The following is a 16,152-nucleotide window of genomic DNA, read 5'->3' as shown; positions in this document are numbered from 1 at the left end:
CTGCTAAAGTGCAGTGCTATTAACTTGCGACTAATTAAGCCTTAACTGCTTTAAACTAAAGCCTAAATGGATATCTGTACGCAAACTCACCAACTGCTTAGAAATAATAAACATATCCATATCTTCATTCAGCTTTTTTTGTAACCGCGCGTTTAACGATTCATCCTTTAACGCTTCTTCAATAGAGCTATATTGATTAACCAATTGCTGCGCAGATTTAACACCAATACCTTTCACACCCGGAATGTCATTGGTTTTATCGCCTGCGAGTGCCCAAAAGTCGATGAGTTTATGTTGAGCGACAGCAAAGCGCTCTTCAATATGTTCTTTATTCAGGTGCTGCTTTTTAAAGTAATCGTATACTTCAATATGCTCATTCAAATGAGGTAAAAATCCTTTATCCGTAGAGACAATGGTGTTGTTTATCTGATTATTAGCGGCTTTATGCGCTAAAGTCGCAATAATATCGTCGGCTTCATCGTTAGTCGGTTCAAATACCACAATACCGGTTTCTTCAATGGCCGCTTTAAAATGAGGTAACGCGCTTTTTAGAGTCTCTGGCATAGGAGCACGCGAATGTTTGTAGTCTTTATAAAAGTGGTAACGCCAGCTTTTGTCACCATCAAAAACGGCTATTGCATGGGTTGCATTGGTGGTTGTTAAAAGCTTTTTGCATGCATGTGCAACTCGGGCACAGCATGCTTTTAACATGTGTTCGTCGCTATGATGGCTTTGGTTTGCATCAACAGCATAAATGCGCCTAATTAAATTAAGCGCATCAATAAGGAGTAAATGGGGATTCAATTATAAACTCACGCTTTTATTGTATAACAAGGGATATACTTACTTCCGGGAAGTTTCATTCTACCTTGTTCTACAAACGCTTGTAAAAGTTTGTCCATTGCTTTCATTAAATCAGGCTCACCACTTAGTACATAGGGGCCATGCTCGTTAATTACATTTAAGCCTTCTTCTTTCACATTACCTGCAACAATTCCCGAAAACGCACGGCGTAAATTAGCTGCAAGCTGTTGTTTGGGCTGATCAAGATGTAAATCAAGTGACGCCATGGCTTCATGAGTTGGGTAAAAAGGCTGCTGAAAATCATTTTCTATTTTCAACGTCCAATTAAAGTAATAAGCATCGCCTTGGCTTTTACGATATTCGCGAACTCCGCTCATAGCCGATTTAAGCTTTTGGCTAACTAATTGAGGATCATCAATAATCACTTCAAATTTACTCAGTGCGGCATCGCCTAAAGTCATTTGAATAAACTTACAAAGCTCTTCAAAGTAAGCTTTGCTGTGTTTAGGGCCAGTTAAAATAACCGGTAAACATTGCTTTTCGTTTTCGGGGTGTAACAAAATACCTAATAAATATAGCAACTCTTCGGCTGTACCTGCGCCACCTGGAAAAATTATAATGGCATGTGCGGTACGAATAAATGCCTCAAGACGTTTTTCAATATCGGGTAAAATAACCAGTTCATTTACAATCGGATTGGGTGGCTCTGCCGCTATAATGCTTGGCTCAGTTAAACCTAAATAACGATTATTGGTAATACGTTGCTTTGCATGGCCAATGGTTGCGCCTTTCATTGGGCCTTTCATTGCACCAGGCCCACAGCCGGTACAAATATTTAACCCACGTAACCCCAGTTCATAGCCAACTTGTTTAGTGTATTTATATTCGACTTCGTTAATCGAATGGCCACCCCAACATACAATCATGTTAGGTTCGCTATTTACTTTAAGTGCGTCGGCATTTCTTAGCATGTCAAAAACCATGTGAGTAATGGCTTTTGTTTCCTGCAGGTCTTTTTCATACTTTTGGCAAATAAACAAAATATCGCGAATAACCGAAAATATGTGCTCATGTATACCAGTTACTATGTGGCCATCAACAAAGGCTGTTTGCGGAGGATTTTCTAATTCAATTTTTATACCGCGTTCACGGCTGACCAAGCGTATATCAAAATCTTTATGTTTATCGTAAATATCATTGCTTACATCGGTGTGGCTGCCTACATTAAGCACGGCCAATACACAGTTTCTAAATAGTCTGTAGCGTTCGCTGGTTGATGATTGCTCGAGTAAGTCTACTTCTAGCTGCGACAATAAGTCTAATACCCCTGTAGGGTTTAATTGTATTAGCATCGACATTCTCCTTGAAACCTCTTGGGTAAATTTACTGCGTAGTTATGCCTTATACTCAAAGGTAAAAGTGCATAACACTATTTACTAATACACAGACGATCCCGGCCTGAGTTTTTAGCATCGTATAGAGCTTCATCGGCTCTATCAAACGCTTTTAGAGGCGTATCACCCACTTCAAATTGGGTTGCGCCTAACGAAACGGTAATTTGAATTTGTTTGTCTTTAAATTTAAATGGGATCTTTTTAATCGACAGTCTTAATTTATTGAGATGCTCGACAGCGTTATCAAGTGATGTACGAGGCATTAATAACACAAACTCTTCGCCGCCATAACGGGCAATAAAGTCAGTTTGTCTAATCGATTTTTGCAGCGCTTTGGCAATCACTTGCAAGGTAATGTCGCCGGCTGTGTGACCAAAGCGATCGTTAATTGATTTGAAATGATCAACATCAATAACCACTAAGGTTATGTCTGACGGTTGTTCATTAAACAAATTAATTTCGTGATTGTAGCGTTCGTCAAAGGCTGCTCGATTAGGTAACTTGGTAAGACTGTCGAGTAAACTTTTAAAGCGTTGTTCATTTAAACGTTTTTTATAATTACTAACTTTGTTTTCTAAACTGCCAATTCTATCGTTTATTTGTGCAAAGCTAGAAATTAAAATTTGGCGATCTTTTTGTTCCAGTTGTTCTTTTTCTAGAATGTCTGCACTCAATGAGCGTAACTCATTTTCAACCAATTGCTTTAATTCTGTAATTGATGTTGCTTTATTTGTTTGTGTATTTAAATTTTTTAATTTTTCACCAATTCGTTGATTAATTGATTCGAATTCAACATTCATAGATTCAGAATGTTCTCTGGTTGAAACCAATGAACTATGTAGCTCTCCAAGCGTTTGATTTAATGAAGTTAAAAAGCTTTGCGCTGACGCACGCTCAACTTGAATGCTTTGTACAATGAGTGTGATTACATCAATTGCTGCATCAAGAAGTTGGTCTACGGCTTTATTTTTAGCGATACGTTTTTTTATTAAATACAGCTCATCGTTGGCTTCTTCTTCAAGTACTAACTGACTAACTAATTTAAATAGCTTTTCAGTGAGAGCACTAAGATTTGGAGGCTTAAAGGTATCGTTGCTTTTAGCTATTAAAGCTTGATGATAAAAAGTGATCAGCTGATTTAAAACAGGTATAAAACCATGTACAGATTGAATATTGTCTAGCTCGTTATCGAGTAAGTGGCGCAGTGTTCTGCGGGTATCGTTAGGTAAACCTTTGGTTTGTTGTAATTGCTTACCTGCATTTTGTACACTGGTGAGAAGATCACGTTGATGTGCTAGTTGAATGGCTTCTTGGTTTTTTAGCAAAGCTAAAATATCATCCACCAAAGGAGCAAAGTCTTCATAACCCATTCCTTTGTTTAATGCGCTTCGAAACTTAGCTAGGCGGTTATCAAGCTCAGTATCAAGTCCCTTACAGCTTAAAGATAACTTAGCTGCAAAATTAGAAAGCGTACTCACTTGATGTTGGCGAGCACTTTCTACTACTTTTCTACTGTCGATTGCTTGCTTTAGTTTTTGTTCCACCGTATTGGAGCTCCTAGACACCTACACACCATTATCTTAATACCTTCATTGTTTTAGTTTACAACAAAAACATATTAATAGTAGGGATGAGATCAAAAACTTAATGTTTTTAATAACAAAATACGAGCGATCTTAAATATAAGTGCATTTACCGCTTTTAATTCACTTTTAAAATGGGTCTTGTTAACCTTGGTACAACAATACGTTATATAAAAAAGAGCCTTCATGAAAAAGCTACTTGCCTTATCAATTTTAGCTGCCTGTTCAGCACCTGTATTTGCCGACGTTAACTACGCTTTAAATATCTCTCAGCCAGAACATCATTTAGGTGATGTAAATGTAGAGTTTCCTAAAACGGCGCAGTCTTATTTAGATGTAAAATTGCCAGCATGGCGTACTGGTCGCTACGAAATTTTAAACCTTGCCAATGGCGTTCGCTATTTTAAAGCCAGCGACGATGAAGGTAATGCATTAAAGTGGGAAAAAATAGACCACAGCACATGGCGTGTTCATTTAAATGAGCCGACTCAAGTCAATGTTGATTACCAAGTGTATGCCAATGAGCTAGGTAAGCGCGCTCGTCATATTGACGACAGCCACGCGTTTGTTGACGCATCTGGCTTTTTTATGTTCAGCGAATCATTTCGCCAAGAGCCCGTTACGGTTGAATTAAACGTACCTAAAGCATGGCGCTCTGTGTCGGGTATGGAAAACTATAAGAATAAACACAGCTTTAAAGCCAGCGACTACGACGTGCTTGTTGATTCACCAATAGAAACAGGTGTTAATGAACTGCGTACTTTTGAAGTTGATGGCCGTGAGTACGAACTAGTAGTGTGGGGCGAAGGTAATTACGACATAGAACTGATGCTAACCGATTTAAAAAAGCTTGTAGCAACGGGCAATGTAATTTGGGACAGCTACCCGTATGAGCGTTATGTATTTATGGTACATGCTACATCGGGCGCGGGCGGCGCAACTGAACACTTAAATTCAACTATTATTCAACGCCCACGGGATCGCTTTGCTAAACGTGAAGACTATTTAGCTTTTATAAGCACAGCGGCACATGAATTTATTCATACTTGGAATGTAAAAGCGTACCGTCCTAAAGGGCTTGCGCCATACGACTATACCAATATTAATTATTCAAAACTGCTGTGGATTGCTGAAGGGTCTACCAGCTATTTTGAAGACCATTTATTAGTGCGCTCAGGCATTCAAACCACCGATGAGTTTTTTAAGAACTTCAGTAAAACCATTAATCGCCATCTCACAACCCCAGGGCGTGAAGTGCAAAGTGCTAGCGAAACCAGCTTTGATAAATGGATAAATCAAGGTGGCGATCATGCACGTAACTACGGCACTAATATTTACCTTGAAGGCTCGTTATTGTCGATGGCGTTAGATATCGACCTACTTGAAAAAAGCCAAGGTAAAATAAGCTATAAAAATGTACATAACGAACTTTATAAGCAGCATAAGCTACCAGCGGGTTTTACTGAGAAAGACGTATTAGCAATTTTAAAGCAGCTAACAGGGCGTGATTACAGTAATTGGTGGCAAGCAAATGTTAGCACACCAGCCAGCTTAGATTTTGATGAATTACTGGCAAAAGTAGGTTTGAGCTTTGAGCTGCCTGAAAAAGCCAAGGCTACACCAAGTTTAGATGCCTTTACTAAAAATACCGGTGAATTGCTCACCCTTACTCATGTACGTCGCGATGGTGCAGCATGGCAAGGTGGTTTAACCACCGACGATAAACTCGTTGCTATTAACAAAAAACATGTAGGGAAAGACTTAACCGCCAGCCTAGAAACCTTTAAAGCAGGGGACAAGGTAACTGTTGATTTTATTCGCCGTGACGCTTTGATGTCGACTGAGCTTGTGTTGTCTGAAGATTTCGACAAACCTAAAAAAGTAGTCGCTAATAAAAATGCCTCTGCTGAGCAAAAAGCGCTGTTTAAAGCATGGATGGGTGTAGCGCATCCAAATGATGTGAAAAAAGACGACTAACATCGTTTATCTTTTTGTTTAAAAAGGAGCTTAGGGTCACAAACCCTGAGCTCCTTTTTTGTTTATTGAGCGCTATATTGTAACAATTTATCTCAGCGCAGTTGACCTAACTCATACTTAATGAGTAATCTGCTGGTTCAATAATAAAAGGGATTCTATAATGCGTTTAAAACCTCTTGTTACCACATTGGTAGCAACCTGTTCACTGGCACTTTCTTCTGCGGTCCATGCCGATGAAGGCATGTGGCAACCTCATCAACTACCAGAGCTTGAGTCAATTTTAAAAGCCAAAGGGCTTGAAATTAGCGTTGATTCAATTTCAAAATTAACCGAGTTTCCAATGAATGCGGTTATCAGCTTAGGCGGTTGTACAGCCTCGTTTGTTTCGCCAAAAGGCTTAGTTGTAACTAACCACCACTGTATTTATGGTTCGGTGCAATATAATTCAACGCCTGAAAATAACATTTTAGAAAATGGCTTTTTAGCAAAAACACCGACTGAAGATTTACCAGCTGCGCCAGGTTCACGAGTGTACGTAACCGAAACAGTGACCAATGTGACCGATAAAGTGATTAGCGGCACTAACGAGCTAAGCGCAAAAGCACGCTATGATGCGTTAGAAAAAAATCAAAAAGAACTCGTTGCACAGTGTGAAGCTGATGCTAGTTACCGTTGTAATGTGTATTCGTTTCATGGTGGTTTAGAGTTTTACCTGATTAAATCACTGGAAATTAAAGATGTACGTTTAGCGTATGCACCTGCCATGGGCGTAGGTAAATACGGTGGCGATATAGATAACTGGATGTGGCCGCGCCACACAGGCGATTTTGGTTTTTACCGCGCCTATGTAGGTAAAGACGGCAAGCCAGCAGAGTACAGCGAAGACAACATACCGTACGTGCCAGAGTCTTACTTAAGTGTAAGTGCTAAAGGCGTGCAAGAGGGCGACTTTGTTATGGTAACTGGCTACCCAGGGCGTACTAATCGCTACCGTATTGCGGCAGAGGTCGATTATGTTTTTAACGACAGTTACCCTAAAGCGCGCATGCACAATACTAAATACGTGTCACTAATTGAAGAAAACTCAGAAGATGGCAGTAAAGCGCGTATTGCTTACGAAAGCACCATAGCCGGTTACAACAACTACATTAAAAACTATGGTTCGATGATTGAAAGCTTCAAAAAAGGCACCATGTTTGAGCGTAAAAAACAGTTTGAACAAGAGCTTACAAGCTGGATAAACAGCGATAGCGAGCGTAAACAGCGCTACGGGAATGTGCTTAATGAGTTATCGGCATTAGTAGCTCAATCGCAAGAGCATAGTGAGCGCGACCGTATGGTAGGCTATGTTCATCGTTCACAAATGATCAGCACGGCACGTCGTTTATATCGCTTAGCGGTTGAAAAACAAAAGCCAAATAGTGAGCGCGAATCAGGTTATCAAGAACGCGATTTACCGCGTATTAAATCTTCTCTTGAGCGTATGTCACGTCGCTTTGATGCCAATGTAGATAAAGCTATATTACTGCACTTTTTAGAGCAATATGCAGCATTACCTAAAGCAGAGCGTTTTAGTGAAATTGATAAAGCTTTTGCTTTAGAAAACGGTTTTGATAAAGCAAAACAAAGTGCATTGCTAGATGAAATGTATGCCAAATCAACGCTAGATAATGAAATTGTACGTAATTCATTATTTGAACAAACACTGAGCCAGCTTAACCAAAGCCAAGACCCGTTCATGCAATATGCAAAAGCCATATTCACAGTAATGAAAGCTGAGGAAGATAAGTCAAAAGCCCTGGCTGGTAAATTACAAGCTGCTCGCCCAGAGTTAATGAGTGCAATTATTGCCTTTAACAAAGCGCAAAACAAACCGGTTTACGCCGATGCAAACAGCACATTACGTGTAACTTACGGCACGGTAGGCGGGTATTCTCCGCAAGATGGATTAGTGGCTACGCCGTTTACCTCACTTGAAGGGTTACTGGCTAAAAACACCGATGTTGACCCATTTAATGCGCCTAAAAAGCTGCAAGAGCAAATTAAAGCGAAGCTTTATGGTGATTACACTGGTGGCATGAATACTGTTCCAGTTAACTTTTTATCAAATGTAGATACAACAGGCGGTAACTCAGGTTCGCCAACGCTTAACGGCAATGCCGAGCTGGTGGGTTTACTGTTTGACGGTGTGTACGAAAGCATTATTGGTGATTGGGATTACAACCCAGAACTAAACCGCTCAATTCATGTAGATTCACGCTACATGCTGTGGGTAATGGATAAAGTAGATAACGCCCAAAACCTATTAGACGAAATGAAAATCGTAAAATAAGTAGCAGTTAAAATAACAAAAGGCGCTTACCTTAACCGGAAGCGCCTTTTTTGTTTAAACATGTTTGGATTAATTTAACTTAAGCTACGGGCTACGGGCTACGAGGTTCGGGGGAGCTAATATTTAACTTTTCACTGACACTCGGCTTTGTGTGATGGTTTTGGTTTCTCATTTTCTGCTTATTGTCTTCTCCATGTTCAAATAGCTTTTAATGAATTATGCACAACGAGGGCGAAGAGACGCTGCGCTTTTAGAGTAAGAAAAAACTAAAGCTGTTTGGTTGTTCTGTTTACTCTTTTACTCCTCATTCTCTTCTCTTTGTTAAATAAGAACTTTAAGTGATTTATTCACAAAGGGAGCGAAGCGACGATACGGTTTTAGTGGACGTAAAAAAGCAATATATTGTTCTGTAGCAGCGATTTCATATCGCGCTAGAGTTAAGTCTAAATAAGTATTTACCACCGAGAACACAGAGTTCACAGAGAAATGCTTAAAAAATACCAATTCATCTCTGTGCAGCGCAAAGCGCCTCGGGATCCTCTGTGGTGCAAAAACTGTTTTTAGCAGTAAATGTCTTTCGTAGCAGCGATTTCATATCGCGTCAGGCTTAGCACATTAAACATAGAAACGCGGGGTAAACCTTCAGTCACGAGTTTGATGTTCAATTTACTCTTTTACTCCTCATCCACTTCTCTTTGTGTAATAAGATCCTTCAGTGATTGATTTACCATGAGGGCGAAGAGACGCTGCGCTTTTGCAGGAGCAGGGTGTTTTTAAAATTAAACTTTTTTATAATGGTAACTACGTAAGTTTAATTTACTAAATGCCAACTAGCATAATTTTACCTTGTGCCATGCCCTCAAGCTGGCAGCTAAAATCAATGCGCTTTTCAGCAGGTGTTTTATACAGCAAAGTGAGCTTACGAAAAGGCGTGGTAATCACTTTGACCGTTTTGATTTGTAAACTAACGCGTGTTCGCTTGTCTAAAAAGGCAAAAGCCGTTTCCGTTAATGCTTTTTTACATGCGCTTAATGCTGTGTTTGTAACAACGCCAGATAATATTGAGTTACTAATATCTTCAGCCGACAAGCTACTATAACCACTTGCCATTACACAGGCGGCATAAATATCAAGTATGGCAATAGCGCGTACTTTTTGACTTTTAGGATCCTCATAAACAGCCATTACACAGGGTACTTTAGATTCATCGAATACCTGCGGTTGAATTGTGTTTACGATTAAAGACTGACTTATATGTTTATGAAACAACCGTTCTAATTGCGACAGCTTTGGCAACGCTAAATCATCATTTAATTCAATTTCATCAGGAATGACTTCGTTATTTTCTACAAGTTGAACCAGAGGTAATAACTTATCGTGAAGTTGTTCATCTGTAAAAGGTTTTGATAGAACAAAAGATGCGCCAAAGCTAATGGCTTCTTCAATTTGAGACTTTTCATCAACCGTGGTTAGCATCGCGACTATTATATTAAGTTGCCTTTGCTTTATTGCACGTAATAGCGTCACTCCACACATATCAGGCATATGCCAGTCTGTAAGCACAATATCGGGGTGCCAACTACCAATCAGCGTTAACGCTGATTTAGCATTGTTGGCTTTTTCTATTAATAACTTCCGATAGCCAAACTTTTCCAACCCTCGGCGTACTATTTCAAGTGTTGCATGGCTATCATCCACGATAAGTATTTTCACACAGGTAACTTTTTTTTTAATGTTGTTGTTATTATGGCAGATTTTTTTCACAGCGCTAAACTCTAGTAAATAAACACTTAATTTAAGATAACTAAATAATGCCATATGCCGTATTTCCGCCAGAGGTTTATCATTATATTGCTATAAATTTTGGGCTACTTATTTTAGCCGCGTGGTTTTATATTCTTTTACTGATACTCAGAGAGTTTAGGGCATTTGCACTTAGCATGGTTAAAAGTAACGGCACAATGGATGATGCTACTTTAGCTATGTGCAGAGAGTCTGTTGAAAATGCCATGAGCTATGTTAACGATAATCGAAAAACTATCGCTGAGTTAATCAGTGTACAAATGCTATTACAACAGCAATTAACTGAGGTTACTTCATCAACCAAAGATCATGTTACCGAAAAAGAACAACAGCTAATCGATGATCTCAATAAAAAATTAAAACGCTCGCATAAGTTAATCCGCAAACTTAAAGGGGATTTGGATAAAAGTGTTGAAAAATTAAAAGTTACCCGTCAAAAACTCTATGCACAATATGATGCAGTGACTGTACTTCAAGAAGAAAAAGACCAGTTACAAGCAGATTATGAAGCGCTTAAAACCGCGAGCGAAAATAGTGATAAAACATCAAACGCAGATACATCGTCAACGCCCGATCAAACAAAGTTACTTAACACTTTAAACGAATATAAAAGGCAAATTGCAGAGCAAGACCAACTATTACAGCAATTGCAGTTACAAACTGACGGGCCAGAAAGTAGTGAAGAGCTTGACACATTAAAACAAGAGCTAGAAAAAACCCAGTACGCACTTAAGCACCTTACAAAAGAAAAAAAATTCATTGAGGGACGCTATTTAGAAATGATGAAAAATAGCCAAAAACCAAGCTAACTAACGACTTTTTTTAGCCTGAGCGAGTAAACGTTATTACAGTGTTTTCTGCTCATTCACTTCTCTTTGTTTAATAAGGTCTTTTAGTGATTTATGCACAAAGAGGGCTAAGAGGCGCTGCGCTTTTAGAAGAACAACACTGTGCTTTTCACACATGCTTTAGCTAATATTGATGTTTTGCATAATTGATTGATTGGTTGTTTTTTGTTAATTAAAGGCTTAGATGTAAATGATTAAATAAACCTTATTCGAGGTTTTGTCGCACTGGCGACGGCAGCCAAAGAGGGGCTGCCGCTGGTCCCTCTCTGGACACTCTCAGCGCACCCGAGCATCACGCTTTATCCTTCAAATAAACTATTGCTTGAACGTAAGCGGCGTATATTCACCATCCTTGGTGAAGTTACGCCTTGTATTTCATCCATGAAATACATTACTCAGCAATACCTTATTTTCAGGGCGTGATGGCGGGGAAATGTTAAACGTAACATGGGTAGTCACTTTTTACTTAGGTCGATTACAGTGAAGCTCAGTAAACAAAGGCAGCCTCAATTATGATTAGTGTTTTGTATTAACGATTGGCAGCAAAATATCATGAGCAGACGGTCAGGAGTTATAATGTCTGAAGTCAAGATTTGACCCCTTTGGCTATGGTTATATTACCTATGGTCTGATCATTCATAAGGGTAAAGACTGCCATTTTGATAAATGTTTGCCAGCCAGTTATTTACAATAGTGTTGGCTTCACTGAGTTCAGTCTGTGAAAGCTGAGGGTATTGCCGTTGCTCAAACCATGCATAACGATTATATAGTTCACCGTTTTCCGTTATTTCCATCATTAGGCGATTTAATGCGTACGACTTTGCTAAGCTATTACCGCTGATTTGTTGCGAATGATACAAAGCCGACAATTTCATTAACGCCTTTTCACTGCCATGCTTGGCTGCTTGCTCTAAAAAAGCGATTTTTTGTAGTTTGAATGCATCGCGTTTTTTAATGTACTCCTCTCTGTTTTGTGTTTTAAAACCTTGTGATTGCATATAAAACTCTGCTGTTATATCAGCAAATGTTTGTTGCGCTGCAACAGATCCGTTTTGCGCTGCATCATAAAAATATAAATAAAACTCACGACGTTGATCCTGATTAATTCCACTACAGTAATCAAATTTTTCTAACGTAGCATCAATTGCTTCACCTGCATAGGTATAATCAGCTATGGCTTCTAGCTTTGCTTGTAAGGCAAAATCATCAATAGGGGCAGTAAAGCAATATCTTAAATTGGCTGCAACAATATACTTTGCGTCAATATCGCCTTTGTCAGCCTTATTTTTTAAGTGCGCTAAATGTGTTTTTAGTTGCCCTTGTTGTTTCCAGCGTGGAATGGCCATTACAGCAAGTTGGTTATTTTGATCTTGTATGCCTTTTTCTATAGGGGCGATAGTGTTTTTATCGGATAAATCATCGAGTGTTTCTTGTTTTAAACTAAGGGGGGGAGTTGCTTTTAATGTATTTGGTTCCTTTACCACTGAGTTGAGAGGTGAAGAGTGCGATAATCGGCCACTGCTATAACTTAGTGCAATCAAAAGTAATATTAAGGCTAAGCATAGGTAAAGCAAAACACCTAGAGTTTTATTATTTATTTTCAAAGGCTTGGTACCATTTATTTACGTTAAGTTAAAACAGATTAAATTCTTATTATTCTAAGTTAGCATGTTAGTTATTAAATAACTTCATCTTCATTAGCTGGATCACCACTTTCATCTTCGCTTTTAATTTGTTTTTGCTTCATTCTTTCAATTTTTTTTATTTCTTGAGGAGGAATAGGGTAGATTGATATTAATGGAAAAAAGCTAAAAAGACCAATGCCCCCTTTGGCATTTTTTTGCTCCAAGTAACTAACTTAAACATTCCCTGAAAAACGACTAAGGCGAGTAACATTCCACCTAAATAATAAAATACTTCAATATCAATAGCGTTGAGTAAATCCATTTATCACTCCATCTTGTTATAGTAACTCAATGGGGAGAGTGCTGATGATATTCAAGAGTTAAATGAGTTTTGGTACTCATTTACTACTAATTGCCTTCTCTATGTTCAAATGATTTTAAGGACATTGTCAGAGTTTAGGTGTTTGTCATATCCCTGGTTAACATTTGATAAATACTCATTATATAAGTTAAAACAATAACGCATGAGATAGCTAAGATACTACTGTTAGGAAATAAATACCAAGCGGCTACAATTAAAATACTTCTTAACACAGCATGAATTAAGCCAACAGGATGTTTAACGATCCAAGAATATACTACCCAATGAAGTCCTAAGCCAACGCCTAAACTCAAAGGAACAAATTCAGGTGCATTTAAAAGTAATGGAATATGGACAGCCCAAAGAAGATTAACCATCACTATGCATAAACCCATTAGTTTTGCTAAAGGGTTGGATGAGGAAACTAAGTTCTCTTTTCTAAATTTAGCAATTAATAAGGCTATAGGAAAAATCCCGCCTGTTGCAAAGAGTAAAATATATATAGAAACATTTGCGCTAAATAGTGTACTTAGAAATCCAACTAAACCCCAAATTATGGTTCCAGCAACCGGCATTGAAATAGATCTGTTTGAAGATTGTTCAAATTCTTTTCTGTATTCATCTAATGTCAAAATACTCTCTCCTTGCTTGAGTAATGCTCAGACTTATTGAAGCACATAACTTCCAATATGAGCGTATACACGTGTGAAAAAACAGCGAAGCTGCGCACGTGCTTGTGACCCAGCGATCGTTGTTATACCGCGATTTTTGCACGATTAACGGTGGTGATAAAATCTTCTGGCGAATTTACACCTAAATATATTTTTGTTTTTCCATTTATAGGAGAACAGAGTTTGATAGCAACATTAGGAACACCAAAGTAGTTAAATCGTTTTACGTTGCGCGAACGTTTCACAAACGAATTATTTAGACTTATTTCAGATACGTTCTTTAATGGTATGGTTAAAGGCGCATAAAGTCCGTAACGAATGATTAAGTTTATCCCATGGATTGAAATGGGGCGTTTACCAACGGCTTTGTATTCGGCTAAGAAAAATATAAGTCCGAACAACGTAAGTCCTGTTGTGATATTTGCGGCGATGCTTGACCATAAAAAATGAAGGAGTAAGTGGACAAGTGGAATTTCGATAATAATAAGGAGTATAAAGCCAAATAGGTTACTCTGAGCACCATCTTTTTTATCGTAGAAAAAATGCTGATCGCCACGATATGCGCTACTTTTTATTTGCGATGCAAAAAGTGCAAAGCTCCAGACGCGCCCTTCAATTGACAGAATTGAGCTGAACAGCGATGAGCCGAAAATTTTCTCGATAGGATTAGCTACGGCTAAATCTGGATCTTCTTTGTTCACAAGTGAAGCTTGGACAGCTAAACATACAGTAACTAATGCTGTGACTTCCAAAACAAGAATGATGGCTAAGACAAAATAACGGCCACTCTCGAGAAAATGAAAAATAACTTTATTTTGTTCGGGAATGATAAGGCTTCCTATGAACACAGAAGTACAACATAAAATAGCCGTTTTCAAAAGAGCTTTTTGTTTATCGGATTCGCAAAGAAAGCACAAAATTGGAAGTACCAAGAGTGTGTCGAGCATAAATAGCCACTCATATTTAGCATTTCCATATTCGTTAAGCGCATTTGACGATGCGTAATAATACCACCACCAAATCGATATAATAGTTAAAAACGCCAGTGGAATTTTGCTTTTTATGTTCGGTTTCATGACACCCTTTAAGCGGTTAAAGAAAGCTGGCTATACTTGAGCGAAGCGAACAACCAGCTTTTTGTGTCCGCCCTGAAAACCCTTGTTATGTGTTGGACTCTTCGCTAGTACTCATTAGAACCAAGCGGAACTCACCAAAGTTTTTACCAAGAATAAGCTTTAATGGAATGATTGAAATTCCTAGGCCTATTAAGAAGCCAATAGGTTGAACAATTAACTTAATCGTATCAGTAGAGGCACCAAGCATACCTAGAATAAAACCTAAAACACCACCGACAATAGCGCCAATAACAACAGCTCCAATAATTGCTATGATGTTACGCCAAATATATGACCACCAAATTCGAGCGGCTCGTTTCCATGTTATTTCTAATTCCATTTAATACCCCTTAGTTTGATTGAGATTGACACATAACGCCCCATTAATGGACAAATATCAGTTAGTCAAAATATGCGACAGGAGCAAAAATCAACAGTTATTTGTCCCTGTTTAATGACTTATTAGGGGTAATTACCACCTTAAGTAACCATGCTAAAAATATTGCCATAAAAATAGCAAAGTAGTCGATTAAATACCCTTGACCATTTGAGAAATCACCAAAGGGAAAGGAAATTGTTATAGGAGCAATATGTGGAATTAAGCTATCACTTCCAACACTCCGAATACTCTGAAAAAGAAATAAGATCACAGAAACTAATATTCCAGTACGGCTTCTTATAAAAGTACCATATGCACCATAAGCCGGTATTAATACATAAAGTACGGAACAAATGATCAACCTTTCAATATTCTCAAAGTCTGAAAATATAGTCACTCCCAAACCTATCAATGTAAATAAGGCCAGAATTGAACTAGCAACTTTGAATTTCACTTTACTCCTAACGCCTTACTAATGGGCGCAAAAATGCTTGGCTAAACTCTGTAGCTTAGCGGAACCGAGCAAACGGTTAGCAGTCCCATGCTTAATGCGCTTGTTATTTTTCACGGTACTCGGACTGAATTAAACCAAAGCATTTAAGGTCGTGAAACTGGTTTTTCCAGAAACCACTTTGGCGTCTTACACCTTCCTCTTTGAAACCAACCTTTAGAAGTAGTGATTCAGATGCTAAGTTCCCCGGAACAGTATCCCCTTGTATTCGGTTAAGTTTACCGCAAGATAGTTCACCTAAAAATGCAGCTTTAACTATTCGATGGACTGCTTCAGTGGTCAAACCCATGCCCCAATACTGAGGCAACAAATCATACCCAAGTACGGCATTTTTCATTTTTGGACTCCAAGTATTAAAGCCACAAGTTCCGATAAATTTATCTGTTTCTTTTAGGCGAATAGCCCAACGAATACCAGAGTTTTCATTAAAGCGAGAGTTAAAGAGCTCTATTAAGTTGCTCGCTTGTGATAGTTCAGTGAAAGCTTCCAGATCATAGTATTCGACAACTGAATTGTCAGAGAATAACTCAAATAAGCTATTTGAGTCTTCTTTGGATAATTTATCTAACCTTAAGCGATTTGTCTCTAAAACTGGAAATGACAACCTGAATCCTCCTTGAAATATAACGCCGCGTTAAGCGGACAAAAATTGTGGGTTATAATGTGGAGCGAAGCGAAACGTAACCCACTGTTTTTATTCCGTTTAAACGCCTTGTTATGAGTTTTCACTGCGAACTTTGAGAAAGTAT

Annotated in this window: 14 protein-coding genes; 3 read left to right on the top strand and 11 right to left on the bottom strand. The window is 38.5% G+C overall.

Translation table 11 applies throughout. The annotated features are described in order from the left end of the window. Positions 1-30: 30 nt before the first annotated feature. The 3 genes from xni to FHG08_RS16790 all read right to left on the bottom strand — a co-directional run bounded on the left by xni (position 31) and on the right by FHG08_RS16790 (position 3,742). Positions 31-804, bottom strand: coding sequence for a flap endonuclease Xni (gene xni, locus FHG08_RS16800; RefSeq protein ID WP_138607984.1), 774 nt, complete (start codon positions 802-804; stop codon positions 31-33). 8 nt (positions 805-812) lie between these two features. Further along, positions 813-2,156, bottom strand: a complete 1,344-nt coding sequence (gene ppnN, locus FHG08_RS16795; RefSeq protein WP_178957152.1) for a nucleotide 5'-monophosphate nucleosidase PpnN — start codon at positions 2,154-2,156, stop codon at positions 813-815. A 77-nt stretch (positions 2,157-2,233) separates the two neighbouring features. After that, positions 2,234-3,742: a GGDEF domain-containing protein gene (locus FHG08_RS16790; protein WP_178957151.1), complete on the bottom strand. Its 1,509-nt coding sequence runs from the start codon at positions 3,740-3,742 to the stop codon at positions 2,234-2,236. 225 nt (positions 3,743-3,967) lie between these two features. Here FHG08_RS16790 and FHG08_RS16785 point away from each other — a divergent pair, with 225 nt between their 5' ends. Beyond that, positions 3,968-5,758, top strand: coding sequence for a M61 family metallopeptidase (locus tag FHG08_RS16785; RefSeq protein ID WP_178957150.1), 1,791 nt, complete (start codon positions 3,968-3,970; stop codon positions 5,756-5,758). A gap of 160 nt (positions 5,759-5,918) precedes the next feature. Then, positions 5,919-8,090, top strand: a complete 2,172-nt coding sequence (locus tag FHG08_RS16780) for a S46 family peptidase (protein ID WP_178957149.1) — start codon at positions 5,919-5,921, stop codon at positions 8,088-8,090. Positions 8,091-8,909: 819 nt separating this feature from the next. On the opposite strand, the gene FHG08_RS16775 is transcribed toward FHG08_RS16780, so the two are convergent. Next, a complete protein-coding gene (locus tag FHG08_RS16775) occupies positions 8,910-9,803 on the bottom strand; it encodes a response regulator (protein ID WP_075170202.1) in 894 nt (297 codons plus the stop codon). Between the two features lie 98 nt (positions 9,804-9,901). Between FHG08_RS16775 and FHG08_RS16770 the strand changes: the two genes are divergently transcribed. Beyond that, a complete protein-coding gene (locus tag FHG08_RS16770) occupies positions 9,902-10,702 on the top strand; it encodes a chromosome partitioning protein ParA (protein ID WP_178957148.1) in 801 nt (266 codons plus the stop codon). Positions 10,703-11,373: 671 nt separating this feature from the next. On the opposite strand, the gene FHG08_RS16765 is transcribed toward FHG08_RS16770, so the two are convergent. The 7 genes from FHG08_RS16765 to FHG08_RS16735 all read right to left on the bottom strand — a co-directional run bounded on the left by FHG08_RS16765 (position 11,374) and on the right by FHG08_RS16735 (position 16,007). Then, the gene (locus tag FHG08_RS16765; protein ID WP_138608004.1) at positions 11,374-12,345 is read right to left on the bottom strand and encodes a hypothetical protein; all 972 of its coding nucleotides are present in this window, start codon (positions 12,343-12,345) and stop codon (positions 11,374-11,376) included. Between the two features lie 74 nt (positions 12,346-12,419). Beyond that, positions 12,420-12,590 carry a hypothetical protein gene (locus FHG08_RS19120; RefSeq protein ID WP_256729750.1) on the bottom strand — a complete coding sequence of 57 codons (171 nt, stop codon included), beginning with the start codon at positions 12,588-12,590 and terminating at the stop codon, positions 12,420-12,422. Positions 12,591-12,822: 232 nt separating this feature from the next. Further along, on the bottom strand, positions 12,823-13,359 hold the full coding sequence (locus FHG08_RS16755; protein WP_178957147.1) for a hypothetical protein: 537 nt from the start codon (positions 13,357-13,359) through the stop codon (positions 12,823-12,825). Between the two features lie 122 nt (positions 13,360-13,481). Continuing rightward, positions 13,482-14,474 carry a hypothetical protein gene (locus FHG08_RS16750; RefSeq protein WP_178957146.1) on the bottom strand — a complete coding sequence of 331 codons (993 nt, stop codon included), beginning with the start codon at positions 14,472-14,474 and terminating at the stop codon, positions 13,482-13,484. Between the two features lie 85 nt (positions 14,475-14,559). Then, positions 14,560-14,853, bottom strand: a complete 294-nt coding sequence (locus FHG08_RS16745; RefSeq protein WP_178957145.1) for a hypothetical protein — start codon at positions 14,851-14,853, stop codon at positions 14,560-14,562. Positions 14,854-14,950: 97 nt separating this feature from the next. After that, complete coding sequence (locus tag FHG08_RS16740) at positions 14,951-15,346, bottom strand: hypothetical protein (RefSeq protein ID WP_178957144.1); 396 nt, start codon at positions 15,344-15,346, stop codon at positions 14,951-14,953. A 103-nt stretch (positions 15,347-15,449) separates the two neighbouring features. Next, a complete protein-coding gene (locus FHG08_RS16735) occupies positions 15,450-16,007 on the bottom strand; it encodes a GNAT family N-acetyltransferase (RefSeq protein WP_178957143.1) in 558 nt (185 codons plus the stop codon). Positions 16,008-16,152: the final 145 nt, after the last annotated feature.

Source organism: Pseudoalteromonas sp. Scap03 (assembly GCF_013393115.1).
Classification (GTDB): domain Bacteria; phylum Pseudomonadota; class Gammaproteobacteria; order Enterobacterales; family Alteromonadaceae; genus Pseudoalteromonas.
This window is presented reverse-complemented; position numbering and strand designations above follow the sequence as displayed.